Origin of the sequence: Dactylosporangium sp. CA-139066 (genome assembly GCF_050936175.1) — a bacterium.
GTDB lineage: Bacteria > Actinomycetota > Actinomycetes > Mycobacteriales > Micromonosporaceae > Dactylosporangium.
Map to the genome: position 1 here is coordinate 37,991 of NZ_JBNJNH010000003.1, position 13,976 is coordinate 51,966.

Annotated in this window: 25 protein-coding genes; 21 read left to right on the forward strand and 4 right to left on the reverse strand. The window is 71.2% G+C overall.

The features are described from left to right. Positions 1-34 precede the first annotated feature (34 nt). The 3 genes from ACQEVU_RS58045 to ACQEVU_RS58055 are packed head-to-tail and all read right to left on the reverse strand — an operon-like array spanning position 35 to position 1,916. On the reverse strand, positions 35-613 hold the full coding sequence (locus ACQEVU_RS58045; protein ID WP_433339671.1) for an NUDIX hydrolase: 579 nt from the start codon (positions 611-613) through the stop codon (positions 35-37). Next, positions 610-1,419, reverse strand: coding sequence for a DUF5919 domain-containing protein (locus tag ACQEVU_RS58050; protein WP_433339672.1), 810 nt, complete (start codon positions 1,417-1,419; stop codon positions 610-612). Before ACQEVU_RS58050 ends, ACQEVU_RS58045 begins: the two co-directional genes overlap by 4 nt. Positions 1,420-1,442: 23 nt before the next feature. Then, the gene (locus ACQEVU_RS58055; RefSeq protein WP_433339673.1) at positions 1,443-1,916 is read right to left on the reverse strand and encodes a GntR family transcriptional regulator; all 474 of its coding nucleotides are present in this window, start codon (positions 1,914-1,916) and stop codon (positions 1,443-1,445) included. A gap of 178 nt (positions 1,917-2,094) precedes the next feature. Here ACQEVU_RS58055 and ACQEVU_RS58060 point away from each other — a divergent pair, with 178 nt between their 5' ends. The 10 genes from ACQEVU_RS58060 (at position 2,095) to ACQEVU_RS58105 (ending at position 9,112) form a co-directional block, all read left to right on the forward strand. Beyond that, positions 2,095-2,355 (forward strand): hypothetical protein, encoded by a 261-nt coding sequence (locus tag ACQEVU_RS58060; protein WP_433339674.1) that lies wholly within the window; start codon positions 2,095-2,097, stop codon positions 2,353-2,355. Continuing rightward, positions 2,352-2,828: a hypothetical protein gene (locus ACQEVU_RS58065; RefSeq protein WP_433339675.1), complete on the forward strand. Its 477-nt coding sequence runs from the start codon at positions 2,352-2,354 to the stop codon at positions 2,826-2,828. Before ACQEVU_RS58060 ends, ACQEVU_RS58065 begins: the two co-directional genes overlap by 4 nt. A gap of 118 nt (positions 2,829-2,946) precedes the next feature. After that, positions 2,947-3,957: a hypothetical protein gene (locus tag ACQEVU_RS58070; RefSeq protein ID WP_433339795.1), complete on the forward strand. Its 1,011-nt coding sequence runs from the start codon at positions 2,947-2,949 to the stop codon at positions 3,955-3,957. Then, positions 3,954-4,277, forward strand: a complete 324-nt coding sequence (locus ACQEVU_RS58075) for a hypothetical protein (protein ID WP_433339796.1) — start codon at positions 3,954-3,956, stop codon at positions 4,275-4,277. Before ACQEVU_RS58070 ends, ACQEVU_RS58075 begins: the two co-directional genes overlap by 4 nt. Beyond that, positions 4,274-4,480, forward strand: a complete 207-nt coding sequence (locus ACQEVU_RS58080) for a hypothetical protein (RefSeq protein ID WP_433339677.1) — start codon at positions 4,274-4,276, stop codon at positions 4,478-4,480. The genes ACQEVU_RS58075 and ACQEVU_RS58080 overlap by 4 nt, the downstream gene beginning before the upstream one ends. Then, complete coding sequence (locus ACQEVU_RS58085) at positions 4,477-4,728, forward strand: hypothetical protein (protein ID WP_433339678.1); 252 nt, start codon at positions 4,477-4,479, stop codon at positions 4,726-4,728. The genes ACQEVU_RS58080 and ACQEVU_RS58085 overlap by 4 nt, the downstream gene beginning before the upstream one ends. Positions 4,729-4,850: 122 nt before the next feature. Then, the gene (locus ACQEVU_RS58090; protein ID WP_433339679.1) at positions 4,851-5,168 is read left to right on the forward strand and encodes a hypothetical protein; all 318 of its coding nucleotides are present in this window, start codon (positions 4,851-4,853) and stop codon (positions 5,166-5,168) included. A gap of 12 nt (positions 5,169-5,180) precedes the next feature. Further along, entirely contained in the window at positions 5,181-5,621 is a 441-nt protein-coding gene (locus ACQEVU_RS58095; protein ID WP_433339680.1) for a hypothetical protein, read from the forward strand. 7 nt (positions 5,622-5,628) lie between these two features. Next, positions 5,629-6,690, forward strand: a complete 1,062-nt coding sequence (locus tag ACQEVU_RS58100) for a hypothetical protein (protein WP_433339797.1) — start codon at positions 5,629-5,631, stop codon at positions 6,688-6,690. A 76-nt stretch (positions 6,691-6,766) separates the two neighbouring features. Continuing rightward, positions 6,767-9,112 carry a hypothetical protein gene (locus ACQEVU_RS58105; RefSeq protein WP_433339798.1) on the forward strand — a complete coding sequence of 782 codons (2,346 nt, stop codon included), beginning with the start codon at positions 6,767-6,769 and terminating at the stop codon, positions 9,110-9,112. A gap of 5 nt (positions 9,113-9,117) precedes the next feature. Here the strand turns inward: ACQEVU_RS58105 and ACQEVU_RS58110 are convergent, their stop codons facing one another. Continuing rightward, on the reverse strand, positions 9,118-9,348 hold the full coding sequence (locus ACQEVU_RS58110; protein ID WP_433339799.1) for a hypothetical protein: 231 nt from the start codon (positions 9,346-9,348) through the stop codon (positions 9,118-9,120). Positions 9,349-9,423: 75 nt separating this feature from the next. Here ACQEVU_RS58110 and ACQEVU_RS58115 point away from each other — a divergent pair, with 75 nt between their 5' ends. The 11 genes from ACQEVU_RS58115 (at position 9,424) to ACQEVU_RS58165 (ending at position 13,956) form a co-directional block, all read left to right on the forward strand. Then, a complete protein-coding gene (locus tag ACQEVU_RS58115; protein ID WP_433339800.1) occupies positions 9,424-9,636 on the forward strand; it encodes a hypothetical protein in 213 nt (70 codons plus the stop codon). Positions 9,637-9,698: 62 nt separating this feature from the next. After that, a complete protein-coding gene (locus ACQEVU_RS58120) occupies positions 9,699-9,929 on the forward strand; it encodes a hypothetical protein (RefSeq protein ID WP_433339801.1) in 231 nt (76 codons plus the stop codon). Further along, positions 9,926-10,465 carry an NUDIX hydrolase gene (locus ACQEVU_RS58125; RefSeq protein ID WP_433339802.1) on the forward strand — a complete coding sequence of 180 codons (540 nt, stop codon included), beginning with the start codon at positions 9,926-9,928 and terminating at the stop codon, positions 10,463-10,465. Before ACQEVU_RS58120 ends, ACQEVU_RS58125 begins: the two co-directional genes overlap by 4 nt. Beyond that, a complete protein-coding gene (locus tag ACQEVU_RS58130; RefSeq protein ID WP_433339803.1) occupies positions 10,462-10,686 on the forward strand; it encodes a hypothetical protein in 225 nt (74 codons plus the stop codon). The genes ACQEVU_RS58125 and ACQEVU_RS58130 overlap by 4 nt, the downstream gene beginning before the upstream one ends. Positions 10,687-10,773: 87 nt before the next feature. After that, positions 10,774-10,998 (forward strand): hypothetical protein, encoded by a 225-nt coding sequence (locus ACQEVU_RS58135; RefSeq protein ID WP_433339804.1) that lies wholly within the window; start codon positions 10,774-10,776, stop codon positions 10,996-10,998. Further along, positions 10,995-11,207: a hypothetical protein gene (locus ACQEVU_RS58140; protein WP_433339805.1), complete on the forward strand. Its 213-nt coding sequence runs from the start codon at positions 10,995-10,997 to the stop codon at positions 11,205-11,207. The genes ACQEVU_RS58135 and ACQEVU_RS58140 overlap by 4 nt, the downstream gene beginning before the upstream one ends. Further along, entirely contained in the window at positions 11,204-11,398 is a 195-nt protein-coding gene (locus ACQEVU_RS58145; RefSeq protein WP_433339806.1) for a hypothetical protein, read from the forward strand. Before ACQEVU_RS58140 ends, ACQEVU_RS58145 begins: the two co-directional genes overlap by 4 nt. A gap of 1,250 nt (positions 11,399-12,648) precedes the next feature. Next, on the forward strand, positions 12,649-12,843 hold the full coding sequence (locus ACQEVU_RS58150) for a hypothetical protein (protein ID WP_433339807.1): 195 nt from the start codon (positions 12,649-12,651) through the stop codon (positions 12,841-12,843). Further along, positions 12,840-13,067: a hypothetical protein gene (locus tag ACQEVU_RS58155; RefSeq protein WP_433339808.1), complete on the forward strand. Its 228-nt coding sequence runs from the start codon at positions 12,840-12,842 to the stop codon at positions 13,065-13,067. Before ACQEVU_RS58150 ends, ACQEVU_RS58155 begins: the two co-directional genes overlap by 4 nt. Further along, the gene (locus ACQEVU_RS58160; RefSeq protein WP_433339809.1) at positions 13,064-13,258 is read left to right on the forward strand and encodes a hypothetical protein; all 195 of its coding nucleotides are present in this window, start codon (positions 13,064-13,066) and stop codon (positions 13,256-13,258) included. Before ACQEVU_RS58155 ends, ACQEVU_RS58160 begins: the two co-directional genes overlap by 4 nt. Further along, positions 13,255-13,956 (forward strand): hypothetical protein, encoded by a 702-nt coding sequence (locus ACQEVU_RS58165; protein ID WP_433339810.1) that lies wholly within the window; start codon positions 13,255-13,257, stop codon positions 13,954-13,956. Before ACQEVU_RS58160 ends, ACQEVU_RS58165 begins: the two co-directional genes overlap by 4 nt. Positions 13,957-13,976 lie beyond the last annotated feature (20 nt).

The following is a 13,976-nucleotide window of genomic DNA, read 5'->3' on the forward strand; positions in this document are numbered from 1 at the left end:
CGCGGGGCGGTTCGCGGCGAAGCCCTGGCGGGCCTCAGCGTAACGTCGCCAGCTGCCGCTGGGCCAGCAGCAGCGCGCCGAGGGTCTCCAGGCCATTGATCGACCGCCCGATCTCCGCGATCGCCTCGCCCAGCGGCATCGTCACCACCGACATGTCGAAGTACTGCTCAATCTCCGTGTCCAGCTGCGCGGCGCCAGACTTGAAAACCGGTGAAGCCAGATAGAGGTGCGAGTAGCCGGCCGTCTCTGAGGGGCGGGCGTAGAACGCGCCGAGCGGATGCAGGTGGCCGGCGTCGGCGAGATCGTAGCCGGTCTCCTCGACAAGCTCGCGCAGCGCCGCCTTGTCCAGATCCTCGCCCTTGGACACGATTCCGGCCGGCAGCTCGAGCGTGTCCCGCTTCAGGTTGTGCCGGTACTGCCGAACCAGGACCACGCCGCCGTCGGCAGTGATCGGGACGACGACGACCGACGACGGATTGTCCGTGTAGAACCAATCGATGATCGCCCCGTCGGGCATCCGCAGCTGCTCGCGCACCCACCGCTTCGGAGTCTCGAGGATCACCTCGGACTCGATGAGCTCGGCGTCGCGCATCTTCGCGGTCCAGTTCGTCATGCTGCGGCCTGCTCCTTGGCGTCGTCCCAGAGTTGGTGGAAGTGCTGCTCGTAGGTGCGGAACATCTGCCCAGCAGGTGTGGACTCGAGCAGGAATGTCGGCGAGTCGCCGCCGGTGAGGTAGCGCAACGCCGGGGTGGTCAGCATCCGGTTGTCGCCGCGGACGATCGACGCGGTCGGCGGCACGTCGTAGGTGCGGATGTGCATCCGCCCGCCGCAGCGTGCCGCCATGCGGTGGAAGCGGTGCAGGGCACCTCGGATGCGCGCAGCGAGGGTTCCCGGCGGGCTGCCCTCGGCGGCGTCGATGTCGGCGATGCCCGGGTAGTCGGGGTTGAGAAGCAGGATGCGGATGTCGCAGCCGCGGCCGGCGGCGTCCCGGAGCAGGCGCGGCACGTCAGCGTCATTGGCGTAGCCCTGCTCGGAGAGCCCGTACAACCACAGGTACTCCTGGCAGTCGCGGATCATGTCTTGCCATTCCGGGCGGGCCAGGTCGCGGCGTGCGGCCCACGCGTACACCACGTCGGGGTCGCCGCCGAGTCCCTGCGGCAGTTCGGCGGCGCCAGCGGCCCGTGCGAGATGTTGGGCCGCGAGCAGGACGTCGCCGGGCGGGACCGCGCCGGTGGTTTCCCATCCGCGGACCGCGGCCGAGGTTGGGGTCCAGCCGAGATGTTCGGCGAGGGTGGCGGCGAACTGCCCTTCGGTCTGCTCGAGCACTCGCCGGACGGCGGTGATGGTGTTCCGTGCCGAGCTGGCGAAGTCGTGGCGGCGGCGGAGTTGGATGACGTTGTTCGGTGTGGCGTCGGGCATGTGGTGTCCCGTCCTGAGCGCGGTCATGCCGATCGGGCGGTTCTGCCTCCGGCCCGGCGGGGGGCGGTGGCCGGCTGCTGCTGGGGGTTGGTGAGGCCGAGCTTGGCGTACAGGTCCATGATCTGGCTTTGCAGGACGCCGAGCTGTTCGCGCAGGTCGGCGAGGTCGGGGGTGATCTGCCCGTCGATCTGGTCGGACATGCGCTGCACGGTGGCCGCGACCTCGTCGAGCCGGGCCGGGATGTCCGGCGGGGGCGGGATGTCGCTCGGCTTGCGGCGAACTTCGGTGCCGATGCCGGGGGTGACGTTGACGATGCCTTCGTCGCGGAGTGAGTACACGGCGTTGCGGGCGACGCCGACCTTCACGCCGTAGGTTTCGGCGAGGCTGTCGTAGGAGGGGAGCGCTCCGCCGACGGGGTAGACCTCGCGTTCGATCTTGTCCTTGAGGTCGTCGGAGATCCTCCGGTACCCGACCGGGCCAACGCTTTCCCCTGCCATCCACCCCTCCACCCTGTCCAACACTGTTCACCCTGTCGTGACAGTTCAGCACAGTTTGGCGCCGCAGAAGAAGTCCGGGCGTCGTGTCGTGGTTGACCGCACTGCATGCACTGTGTCACAGTGTATGCAGTGAACCGGTTGTCGATCAGGCGACCCAGACCCAGATCAAGGAGGCGTGGTGGAGGTTTTGGACCACACCGCCGGCGAGACGCCAAGTCCCGTTGACGTGGCCCTCGCCTTCCGCGCCGCAGTCCAGCAGCGGCAGACCCTGAGCCCTGACGAGTCGCGCAAGTACCGCAGCGCCGTCCGCGCACTCCGGTGGAGTGAAGGGCGTCAGCGCAGCTGGATTGCTCGCCTGCTCGGCATATCGCCGTCCGCCGTGACGAAGCTCCTCGGCCCCAAGCCGAAGACCACTCAGACCACGGAGGCCGCCGCATGACCACTGCCGTGATCCCCGTCGACTTCCACACCCGCCGCCGCGCCGTCCCCCAGCCGGCCGAGCCGCGCATCGTCGCGACGCCCGGCTGGGGCCCGTGCCCGCTCCCGTGGTGCGCTGAGCAGCCCGGCGGGCCCGGCTGCCACGGCGGCGACACCCACATCGCGCCCGGCGGACACCAGATCATCAGCGACCGCATCCACACCCGCACCGTCGAGTACGTCACCGGGACGGACGCCGAGGGCGGCGACATCACCGCCTCCGTCACCGTCACCGGCTACGAGGACCGCGACAGCGGCGTCTACGACGTCGAAATCACCCTCCTCGTCGGCGACGTCGCCGCCCAGCTCACCCCGGCCGCCGCCGGCGACCTGTTCGCCGGGCTCGGCGCTGCCATCACCCTCGCCCAGAAGCCCCCGGCTGCCGTCCGTCCCCCGTCGGGCGGCGGCCGGGCCTCCACCGGAGCGACGGCGTGACCCTCACAGACCCCCGGCCGCCGTCACAAGGCGGCGGCTGGGCTCCAACGTCCGGCCGGGGAGCAGCGTCCCCCGTCGCGCCCCCGGCCGGGCCTAACCCGTGGAGGAGGTGACCACGATGAGCACGCCAAGCACTGACCGCCCCAAGGGCACCGGCCCGTTCTACCTCGTCGCGCTCGTGTGCTCGGGCCTGTCCCTGGACACCGCGGCCCGCTACTTCCACGGACACATGGGCATCAACGGCCTGCCCATCCACGGCATCTCCGCCGAACTGGCCGCCATCTGCGGCGTCGGCGAACTGACCCTGGTCGCCTGCGGCTACGCGATGCGGCACAGCGTCCGCCGCGACGGCAAGCCCGGCGCGGCCCAGCTCGTCGCCTTGTCCATGTGCTCGGCGGCGACGTTCATGGCGATCGCGCTGGACGGCCCGGTCGCCGGCGCGCTGCGGGCGTTCTTCGGCCCGATCCTGGCCCTGATCACTCTCCACCTGGCGCTCGGCATCGAGGTCAAGGTCCACTCCGGCGTCAAGACGGGCACGTGGGCGCGGATCGTTGCCGAGTTCCGGGAGCGGTTCCTGTCCCGGCTCGGCCTCGGCGACGACGAACGGAAAGCCGCCGAGCGGACCCGCGACCGGGCCCGGGACAAGGCAGCCCGGCTCGCGACCGCGACCGGCTGGGTGCCGCGGCGCACCCAGCGTCTCGCGAAGGCCGTCCGCGCGTCGGGCGCCACCCTCGACCCGGTGCAGCGTGACCGACTCGTCGAGCAGGTGGCGGTGCTGCGGAGCGTCGCCGACCTGGCGGAGATCAAGATGGCGTCGCCGTGGGCTGCCGTCGCGGCGGAGCGGGACCGGCACCCCCAGGGTTCCGGCACCCCCGGCACCCCGGTTCCGGCCGACCCGCAGCACCCCGGCACCCCTGCCGCGCAGGCGCCGGCACGCCCGGTTCCGGCACCCCCGACACCGGGGTGCAGCACCCCTACCGGGGCACCCCTGAACGGTGCCAGCGCCGGGGGTGCTGCACCCCTGTCGGTGGGTGCCGGAACCCCGTCCTGCACCCCGGCACCCCTACCGCGAGCACCCCGGCACCCCGGGCCAACGGCACCGGTTCCGGCACCCCGGCACCCGCCGTGACCAGCGGCGGCACCCCTGACAGCACCCCCGGCGACGACGAGCTGCTGGCGGTGCTGCGGGACCCGGCGAGGGTGCCGCGGAACCCCGACGGCACCGTGCCGACGAAGCGGGCGATCAGGGTGCTGGGTGTCGGACGCCCCCGGGCGATCCGGCTTCTCGACACCCTCGGGCTGCGCCAGAACCCCGACCCCGATGACGGTTCCGGCACCCCCGGCGGCACCCCCGCCCAGGACGGTGCCGGCACCGGCGACGACGACCCTGACCGTGTTCCGGCACCCCGGATCAACGGCAACCGCCCCCTGATCGGAGCCGCGTCATGACCCCCGACTACCGCCGCGCCGCCCACGTGGCCGGCATCGTCGCCGGCTCGTTCGCGGTCGTGGCGCTCGCCGCGGACCGGGCCGGCTGCACCGTGCAGGGCTACACCGGCATCGCGTTCGGTGGCGTCGCGTTCGGCGCGGCCGTCTGGTACGCCGCGCTCCACGACCGTCAGCAGCGCATTGCCGCAGGTCAGGGGGCGTGATGGCGCTCAAGGGCACCCCGGCGGAGCGGCGTCAGCAGAAGGCCGACCAGCGGCGCGCGAACGAGATCGCGTTCCACCGCCAGGCGGGGATCGCCGCGCAGACCGGCCACGAGAAGGTCATCGCCGCGACGCAGGCGGCGAAAGCCGCGTCGAAGGGGCTCACCGACGGGGCGGCGCGGGAGCTGGCCCTGCACATCGTGCAGCTTGTCGAACGGTTCGACGTCGCGGAGAACAGGAGGCGGCCGTGACTATCAGTGACGCGTATGCGGTGGAAACCGGATCCGGAAGCCGATCCGGAAGCCCTGCCGTGGCGGTCGAGAAGGCGCGCGCGGGCCCGAGCCCGCGCGCGAGAGTACAGCCACTCTCCGTCATGGTCAACACGTTCGATGGCTGGGGCCGGCAGGCCCTGGCCGACCTGCGCGACGCGTGGTGGACCCCCGCCGCTCTGCCCACCTTCAGCACCGCGTGGGCGGAGCGGATGCCGGACCGCGACCGCGTCCCCGGCGGCAACACCGCCCTGTATGCCGGCTGGATCGCCTACAACCACACCGTCGGCCTCGCGGTGCCGCTCGCGGCCCTCGCCGTCGTCGGTGTCCTGACCCCGCTGCTGTGGATCGCCCGGCACCCGGCCCGGCTCCTGCTCGCCGCGGTCATCACGACCGCACTCATCGCAATCGCAACCAACTAAAGGAGGCACGCCATGGGACCCGGTGGCGGTTTCAACAAGGCCAAGGGCATCAAGGCCCTCGCCTGGATCTCGTTCATCCTCGCCGTGACCGGCGGCGCCGCCGTCGCCGGCACGTTCCTCGGCGACTGGGTGTCCGGCCTGATCGGCTTCTTCCCCGACTGGGTCGGCATCGTCATCCTCGCCGGCGCGTTCACCGCGATGGCCATCGACCTGTTCGTCGACGGCATCCCCAACCAGGTCGCCCTCTACACGGCCATGGTGCTGCCGTCCGTGGCCCGGGCCGTGCCGGGGAAGCTCGGCGACACCGTCACCGACCTGTCCCGGCAGCTGCTCGGCTCGGTCAACGGGGCGCTCGGCGTGTGGCTGGGCACCTCCTCGGCGATCGGCCTGGCGATCACGTGCGTGGTCGTGTCGCTGCTGATGGCCCGCCGCGTCGTCACCAAGGGCAGGTAGGCCGGCGGTGGAACTGCTCATCGGCGCCGCCGTCTACGCGCTGATCATCCAGAAGTTGTGGGCGGCGGCCCGCACCGACCACGAGCTCGCCAAGCAGGGGAAGATCTCGCCCCGGCTGGAGGCGAAGTACGGGGCGGGCGCCCGGGCGAAGGTCGAACAGTACGGGTTCTTCGACTACCTGCGCGACGCCTACCACGACTTCTGGGGCCGCCGCGGCGACGCGCTCGCCGCGGCCCGCACCGCGCAGCCGGAGCCTGACCGGCCGAGGGTGCGGTTCCGGGACCGGCTCGCCGCCGCCAGCAACGCCCTCACCCGGGTCGCCCGGCGGGCGGCGCCGGTGGCGCGGAGGCTCATCGAACCCGTCGAGCGCCGCCCGGAGGTGGACGCTCCGGCTACGCCGCCAGAACCCGAGCCAGCGCTGGCGGTCGACCGCGGCGACGTCCCCGAAGGCACCAAGCGATACACCGACGCCGGTGTGGAGGAGTTCTTCGACGGCCAGTGGCGGCCCGTCCCGACCACGCCGGACACGTTCAACGCGCCGCCGACCAATCCCGCACCGACCGCCCCACCCGCAGGAGAAACCATGACCGCACCGACCGGTGAAGTGACGAACTTCGCCTCCGCCATTCCCGAGATCGACGCCCTCATCAGCCTCATCCAGGTCCAGCACGACCAGGCGTCCGCGACGTTGCGGGCGCTGCAGCTCGTCGACAACGCCATCGACGGCATGCAGGACCGGCAGAAGACGATCGCCGGCGCGGCGGTCGCCCTCAGCGAGCACCTGGCGGCGCTACACCTCGACGCCGGCTCCCTCGGCCCGGTCATGGACGCCGCCGAGGTGCTGTCCGGGGGTGTCGTCGACGAGATGCTCGAGTACCTGGAGCGCCTCCGCAAGATCGTTATGAAGGTCATCGCGTCGTGCGACGCCGCCATCACCTGCCTGCGTGCCGCCCGGAGCAGCCTCGTCGCCAAATACGCCGACGCCGCCGCAACCGTCGAGGAGAACCTCGGCGGCGACTCCCGGTTCCTCGCCGGCGACAGCACCGCACCGGCCGCGAGCCCCAGCTGACCGTTTCCGTCGGGCCGGACCTGCGCCGGCCTGTGCGGTAACGGCCAGCACCATCGAACACGTCTGAGGAGAAGCCATGCAGACCGCACCGCCGACCAGCCCGCCGCCGGCCGGCACGCCCGGCCGGTCCGGGCTGCCCGGGGGGGCGGCCCGCATGTCCCGCACCTACTACGACACGGCCGGTGTCGAACGGCGCGCCGCCCACGACGTGCCCGTCGACCAGTACGGCGTCATCACCGCAGTCCAGTACCGGTGCCGGCAGCACGGCCCCGCCGGGTGGTTCCCGGCGCAGGCGAAGCACGCCCCGACGTGTGAGCGGTGCGGCCGTCGGATGGTCGCGATGGAGGTCGAGCGGGCGCCGCTGCTGCCGTGGCGTGACCTGTGGGCGGCGGCCGACCGGCCGCTGCGTCCCGTGTGGGCGCTGGTCGCCGCCGGCGGTGCCGCCGTCGCGGTCGACGCCGCCGACCTGCCGCCGCTGGTGTTCGCCGGGATGGCGCCGGTCGCCGGCTGGGTGGCGCGACGGATCGTCGTGCGCGAGCTCACGGCGAAACCGGCGAAGGGCCGGTTCGACTTCGAGGTGCTCACCGACGAGGAGCGGCTCCGCGCGGCGATCGGCCGGGTGGGTCGCGGCTTCGGCTACGTCACCGCCGGCGGGTTCGCGGCCTTCGCCGCCGTCGCCGCCCTGGGCGTGGACCTCGGAACGTGGCCCGGCCGGGTCGCCGCCGCCGTCGCGTTCGTTGCGTGGCTGGCCCCGGCCGCATGGTGGTGGCGCGCCGACCGGCGCGCACCCGCCGCCGAGCCGATGCCCGCTCCTGCGCCCGTGCCGACATCGGCGAGCCCGTCGGATGCCGATGTTGCCGCGAACATCTGGCGGCTGGACGTCGCTGTCGACGGGACCGAGCTGGACCGGGGATCGTGGCGGAAGATCAAAGGCGGCTGGCAGGCCGTGATCGTCGCGACGAAGCGCGGCGCGTTGAACGCCCTCGGCGGCGACAACATGACCAGCACCGTGAAACGGATCGCCGCCGGGTTCGACGTGCCCCGCGCCGCCGTCGGCTGGATCGACGAGTACGAGGGCTCCCCGAACCGCGCGCTGCTGCTGGTCCAGCCGAACAGCCCGCTGCGGGACAACATCACCTGGCAGCCACCGGGAGTCCTCGACGTAGACCGGGCGTTCCTGCACATGGGCATGAAGATCACCGGCGATCCGTTGCGGACCCGCCTGTGGACACCCGGCTGGGGCGCCCCATCACGGTTCATCGTCGGAACCAAGGGCTCCGGCAAGACGGAAGCCTTGCGGCTCCTGCTCCTCGGCATGCTCGAAGCGAAAGTCGCAAGCCCGGACGGGCCGCGCCGGCTCATCGCCCCGTTCCTGCACGACCCAAAGCGGGGCAAGGACTTCGGCGCGTTCCGGCGGCAGGTGTCCGGGTTCTCCACCGACCCGGAGATGCTGCACCTGATCGTCGAGGCGCTCATCCGGGAGATGGACCGCCGCTACGACTCCCTCGGCTCCGACGTGTGGTTCGACGAGCACGGCCGACCCCGTGAGGGCGAAACGGCGTTCGACCCGTCGATCCACGGGCCGATCCTGTCGCTGGTCGTCGACGAGTTCCACGAGCCTGCGAAAGACCAGCTGCTGATGGGCAAGCTCGAGCCGATGGCCCGCAAGATGCGCGCCGCCGGGATCGAGATCGTTGCCGCCACCCACATGTCGACGATCGGCGACTCAGGCTCGCAGGTGTTCCGCGACATGCTCGCCGGCGGCGAGGCGTGGCTGTTCAGGACCACGTCCGCGTTGAACGCTTCGCTCGCCACGGGTGGGCAGTTGGTCGGCGACCCCCGCGGCCTTCCGCGTGAGCCCGGGTCAGTGCTGTTCGCGTCCGGGGACGACGACACCATGCAGTCGCGGGTGGCGTACGTCCCGTCGGAGCCGCTGTATAACCGGCTGTACGACGAGCACAACCGGTCGCGGATCATGCCGGTGGAGTGGCCTCCGGAGACCCTTGAGGCGTTCGGGCCTGAGTTCGTGCAGTGGATGCGGGAGTGTCAGGCCCGTAACCCGGGCGATCCCGCGCCGGCGCTGCCGAAGCGGCTCGGCGGCCCGTCTGATGCCTCGCCGCCGAAGGCGAAGACCGCCGACGCGAGGTGCGTCGACGCGGTCCTGTCGGCGCTTGCCGGTTCGCCGGTGCCGCTGGGGATGGACGCGTTGCAGTCGACGCCGGTTGTCGCGGCGGGCGGCTGGTCGACGCGGGCGATCCGGGCCGCGATCCAGAAGCTCCGCGACGAGGCCGGCCTGGTGTTCACGACGGGCGCGGGTCCGTCGACCCGGCACGAGTTGACGCCGCAGGCCCGAGCCGACATCGAGCGGCAGTTGGCGGCGCAGATCGAGGAGGCCGCGGCCAGGGCCGAGGAGGCGGAGTGAGCCGGTCAGCGGCGCAGCGCGTCGGCGAGGAGCCGGAAGCCGCTGTCGAGGGTTTTGACGATGGTGCCGGTGGAGGTGTTGATCGCGGCGAGGAGTTCCTTGTGGCGTTCCTCGGCCCGTTTCTCTCGTTCGGCGGCGACTTTGCGGTTCTCGAGCTCGTCGTCGAGCCAGTCCCACAGCCGCTGGGCGTGATCGAGGATCCAGCGTTCGTCGATGCGGCGAAGTTCGAGGGCCATGCCGGTCAGGGTAGCGCCTGACCTTGAAGTTCGGAGTGTTCACGGCGTCCGGCCGTGACGGATAGGAGGTTGTGCGTGAACTACGACGACGAGCAGGCACGGACGGCACGGCGTGGCCTGGCGTGGGGCAAGGCGGAAACGCTGTGGTCCGACGGCGCCCGGGGTGCGGCGGTCGCGTTTCTGCGTGACGCCGGCTGGGACGACGACGTGGTGCCGTTCTGCCTGGCGCGTGGCCTGACCGCCGCCGAGGCGGATCAGATGGCGCAGCGGGTGTCCAAGGTTCCTTGAGTCACCGCTGTTTTGACGTGTCCACGGCGTTCGGCCGTGGACAGATTTGGGGAGGAGTCCCGTTGAGGATCGTGTTGACGTGGCAACCGGCTAGCGGGCCGGAGCAGACGGTGTACGTCGAGGACGCCACCGACCGGGACGCGCAGGTGGTGGAGGCGGCGTTCGAGCACCGCGACACCGAAGCCGAATCGGTGATCACGCTGCAGAACGTGGGCCTGCGGGAGAACGACCCGCAGCGCGGCGAGTTCATGTTCCGGGTCGGCCGGCTGCGCCGGTTCGAGGTTCAGCGGTGACCGGTTACGACCCGTGCTGCCGGGAGACCGTCGGCGTGCTCATCGCCGACGAGGCCGGCCGGCTGCTGATGTTCGCCCGCCAGCAGCCGCCGCCGGGTGTCGCCCCGGTCGCCGGGCATGTTGGCGAGCACGGCGACTTCGAGTCAGCCGCCCGGGCGGAGGTCGCCGAGGAGGTCGGCCTGACCGTGGTCCGGCTCGAGGAACTGGCCCGCGGCTGGCGGTCGACGTGGTGCCGGCGCGGCTCGGACGGGCACATGTGGCGGATCTACCGGGCCGAGGTGTCCGGGACGCTGCAACTGAAGCCGGATGAGGCGGCGAACGCCGGCTGGTACGGCCCGGCGGAGCTGCAGGTGCTCGCCGACCTGACGGTCGCCCACGCGCGAGGCGAGCTGCTGGCCGCAGCGTTCGAGGTCGCCCCCGGGCTGGAGCCGGTGTGGGTGTCGTGGCTGGCCGAGCTCGGCCACATCATCGTGCCCGCCGCCGACCTGGCGGCGGTCGAGGCGCTGGCGCAGCAGGCGCCGGAGGGGGCGAGATGAGCACGGTCCTGGACGATCCGCGAGTGACGGCCCGTAGCGGCGGCGGGTTCACGGTGGTCCGGCCCGGCGGCGACACCGTTGAGGTGCTGCTGTCGGCGGGAGGAGTGTTCGGCTGGACGGTCTGCCACGGCCCGAACCTCGACTTCGTGCCGGCCGCCGGCGGCGGGTTCGCGATCAAGTTCCCGACCGCCGAGGCGGCGATCGAGGCCGCCCTGCAGTAGCACCGCCTCCGGGCCCGCCCCAGCCTGGCAGCAGTCGGCGGGCCCGGAGCCTCCCGTCCATCCATCAGGAAGAGGGGCAACATCATCATGAGTCACGAGACCGGCACCATCGAAATCGGGATTGCCCAGAGGCTGCATCACGGGCCGGCCGACTGGGCCGACCTGGAGTCGTTCACGACTGACGGCTACGAGACCGCCCGGTTCAACATCGCCGTATGCCGAATGGTCAACGACGGGCGGATCCGAGCCGTCGGCTGCGAGTGGGGTCATGGGCATCGTCCCGGCTGCCGCTTCGAGGCGGTGGCCCGATGACCGCGACCGCACTGATCACGTACCTGGACGAGTCGACGATCACGATCACGGCGGACACCGCCCAGGGGGTCGCCGACCTGCGCCGGTTCGCCGAAGCGGCGCACCTGCCGGGAGAGTCCCGGTTCGTCGACGCGGACATCGACGGCACCCGGCAGTCGATCGTCATCGACCATGGCGATCTGGCCGCGGTCCGCCTGGAGGCATCGTGAGCGACCCGGTCGAGGCCGTCAACCAGCTCGGCGCCGTGTGGTCGCCGGACTTCGACGCCTACGCCGCCGGCGCGATCGACGCGTGCGCTGTCCGCTGCGTCCTCTGCACCCACACACCGTGCGACTGCCATCCATCTGGTTCCCCTGAGTACTTCGCTGCGCTCGACCGACTCCACGGACGGACGAGATGAACAATCAGGCCAAGGCGATCGCCGCGGAAAATGCCTTCCGCGCTCGGGTCGAGGAACTCGGCGGCACGGTCCTGGAGCCGACGTGGCTAGGCTCCGGAGCTCCCCACCGCATCCGTTGCCGCAACGGGCACGAGAGCCGACCGCATCCGACCAGCGTCCAACGAGGCGTCGGCATTTGTCGCACCTGCGCGGGTCGAGACCCTGCGGCTGCTTGGCGGCGGTTTCAAGAAAGTGTCGCTGCCCGCGGCGGGGTAGTCGTGGAGCCGCATTGGCTCGGTAAGGACACCCCGCATCGCGTTCGCTGCAGCGCAGGGCACCTGTCCAACCCTCGACCCGGACATGTTAGGCAGGGCGTCGGCATCTGCCGGATCTGCGCGGGCCTCGACCAGCCAACCGCGTGGGCCAGCTTTCGCTTCCGTGTTGAACTTGCCGGCGGGAAGGTCCTTGAGCCGGCATGGAGAGGCGACGCAGCCAAACACCTGGTGCAGTGCCCAGAGGGTCACGAGGGCAAACCGCGGCCCGGAGACGTGCGGCGAGGCGGCGCAATCTGCGCCACCTGTGCGCGCTCGGCTCCTGAGGCCTGGGCAGCGTTCTTGAAACGCGTTCGGGCCGCTGGCGGCGAAGTTCTTGAACGCGAGTGGCTTGGCGCCCGCGCTGCCCATCGGGTTCGCTGCGCCGCCGGTCATGAATTTCGGCACAAGCCCGGAAATGCTCAACCGGGCCGGATGGGATGCCGGACATGCGGCGGGGTGGACGCCGAACAAGCCTGGACGTCCTTCCGTGAGCGTGTTGCCGGACTTGGCGGAACCGTCCTGGAAGAACAGTGGCTGGGTAGCCACATTCCGCACAAGGTGAGGTGCCAGTTTGGGCACGAGTCCGCACCCAGACCCGGACATGTTCACCAGGGTTACGGGATCTGCGCGACCTGCGCCGGCAAGGAGTGGAACGTCTTCTACGTCGTAGAGAACCAAGTTGCGCTGCGCGTCAAGATCGGAATCACCTCCGGTAGCGGTCGTAGGCGCATCGCGGCTCATCGGGCAGCTGGCTACGCCGCCGTTGTTCGACTGGCAACCGACCTGCCAGTCGGGTTCGCTCAGAAGCTCGAACGCGAGGTTCTACTGGTTCTGCGCCGGGAAGGAATCCAGCCGGTAAAGGGCCGAGAGCAACTTCGACAAGGACGCTCTCGCCGCGATTCTGCAAGTCGCAGACCTCCGGCTGGCGCTCGTCAACCGCCTCCACGGGAGGTCGTCGTGATCGAGAACTGGAATCCGGTCGAGCCGACCGACGGCCGTCCCCGCACCGACCGGCATGGCGTGACGTGGACGCCCCGCGACGGCGTGTGGTGGGGCTTCATCGGCCACACCGGTGAGGACGGCGAGCCGTACGAGGACTTCCGGCAGTGGCGGGAGCTGTCGCAGCGCGGCCCGTTCGAGGTGGGGCCGTGAGCGCCGGCATCGCAGTGATCACGCTGCACAACGGCACGCGGATCACGATCGACTGCGGCATGGTCGAGGGTATCGACGAGCTGATCAGGTTTGTCGACGTGTGGCAGTCGGGCCGCCGCGGGGGTGCCGACATCAACGCCATCGACCCGAACGGCAACCCGGTCAAGGTTTCGATCGAGTACCGCGACGTGCTGCGGGTCGACTTCCCGGAGGTGACGTCGTGAGCACCTACGAGATCGCCGTCATCGACAGCAGTGACGGCTCGACGTGCTTCACGGCCACCGTCACCCCGGCGCCGTGGACGGCACGCGACGCGCAGGAGCTCGCCACAGACCTGGCCAGGTGCCTGAAGTCGGGGCATGTGGTCACCGCCGTCGCGGCTAGTGGCCGGGACGAAGGGCGCGCCGAGACGTGAAGCTCACCCCACGGTTCACAGTGCCCCGCGACGACCGGCGCGACTGCGCGCTCTACCGGGTCATGGTGCTGCATCCGGCGACGGGCAGGGTGGTGCTCGGCTACATCGGCGAGACCGCCCGGCAACCGTTCGTCCGGTTCCTGGAGCATCTGTACGACCAGCCGTGGGGCGACACGATCGTCGGACATCCGCACGTCGACCCGCGTGTCTTCTGCGGCAAGACCGACGTGATGGCCGCCGAGGAGTCCGCGGTGCTGGCGGAGAAGCCGCTGTACAACATCGAGTACCAGAAGGGCGCTCCGCACGCGATCCCGCAGTGGACGGCCCGCGAGCAGCGCGCCGAGCGGGACCGGCGGCGGGGCGTCGTCAGCCCCGACTGGGCCGCGAAGGACACGGTGGGCCCGGCCGGCTGGCCGCCGAAGGTGGTTGCGCGGCCGGTCGGGTTGTCGCCGGCGTGGCGTCGCTTCCGCAACTGGTCAGCCGGACTCGGCGCTGGCTGGCTGGCGGTGACGCTGCTGCTGTGGTGGGCGGACGCGGTGACTGTCGCGGTGGACGTGCCGGGACGGACCTACCCGATCGGTGGGCTGCTCGCCGCGGCGCTGGTGCCGGCGTGGCGGGTGCGTCGCCGGCGTGACCGGAGGATGGTCGTGGCCGTCGTCACCGTGGCGTGCGCTGCGTTGTGGCTGGTCACCGGCTGAAGACGCCGAAAAACGCCCCC

Bases quoted from the DNA above. Each gene is read 5' to 3' on its own strand.
- ACQEVU_RS58050 (WP_433339672.1), bottom strand. From the start codon at position 1,419: ATGCCCGACGCCACACCGAACAACGTCATCCAACTCCGCCGCCGCCAC.
- ACQEVU_RS58110 (WP_433339799.1), bottom strand. From the start codon at position 9,348: ATGGCCCTCGAACTTCGCCGCATCGACGAACGCTGGATCCTCGATCAC.
- ACQEVU_RS58080 (WP_433339677.1), top strand. From the start codon at position 4,274: ATGACCCCCGACTACCGCCGCGCCGCCCACGTGGCCGGCATCGTCGCC.
- ACQEVU_RS58055 (WP_433339673.1), bottom strand. From the start codon at position 1,916: ATGGCAGGGGAAAGCGTTGGCCCGGTCGGGTACCGGAGGATCTCCGAC.
- ACQEVU_RS58135 (WP_433339804.1), top strand. From the start codon at position 10,774: ATGAGTCACGAGACCGGCACCATCGAAATCGGGATTGCCCAGAGGCTG.
- ACQEVU_RS58095 (WP_433339680.1), top strand. From the start codon at position 5,181: ATGGGACCCGGTGGCGGTTTCAACAAGGCCAAGGGCATCAAGGCCCTC.
- ACQEVU_RS58065 (WP_433339675.1), top strand. From the start codon at position 2,352: ATGACCACTGCCGTGATCCCCGTCGACTTCCACACCCGCCGCCGCGCC.
- ACQEVU_RS58070 (WP_433339795.1), top strand. From the start codon at position 2,947: ATGAGCACGCCAAGCACTGACCGCCCCAAGGGCACCGGCCCGTTCTAC.
- ACQEVU_RS58045 (WP_433339671.1), bottom strand. From the start codon at position 613: ATGACGAACTGGACCGCGAAGATGCGCGACGCCGAGCTCATCGAGTCC.
- ACQEVU_RS58090 (WP_433339679.1), top strand. From the start codon at position 4,851: ATGGTCAACACGTTCGATGGCTGGGGCCGGCAGGCCCTGGCCGACCTG.
- ACQEVU_RS58105 (WP_433339798.1), top strand. From the start codon at position 6,767: ATGCAGACCGCACCGCCGACCAGCCCGCCGCCGGCCGGCACGCCCGGC.
- ACQEVU_RS58130 (WP_433339803.1), top strand. From the start codon at position 10,462: ATGAGCACGGTCCTGGACGATCCGCGAGTGACGGCCCGTAGCGGCGGC.
- ACQEVU_RS58140 (WP_433339805.1), top strand. From the start codon at position 10,995: ATGACCGCGACCGCACTGATCACGTACCTGGACGAGTCGACGATCACG.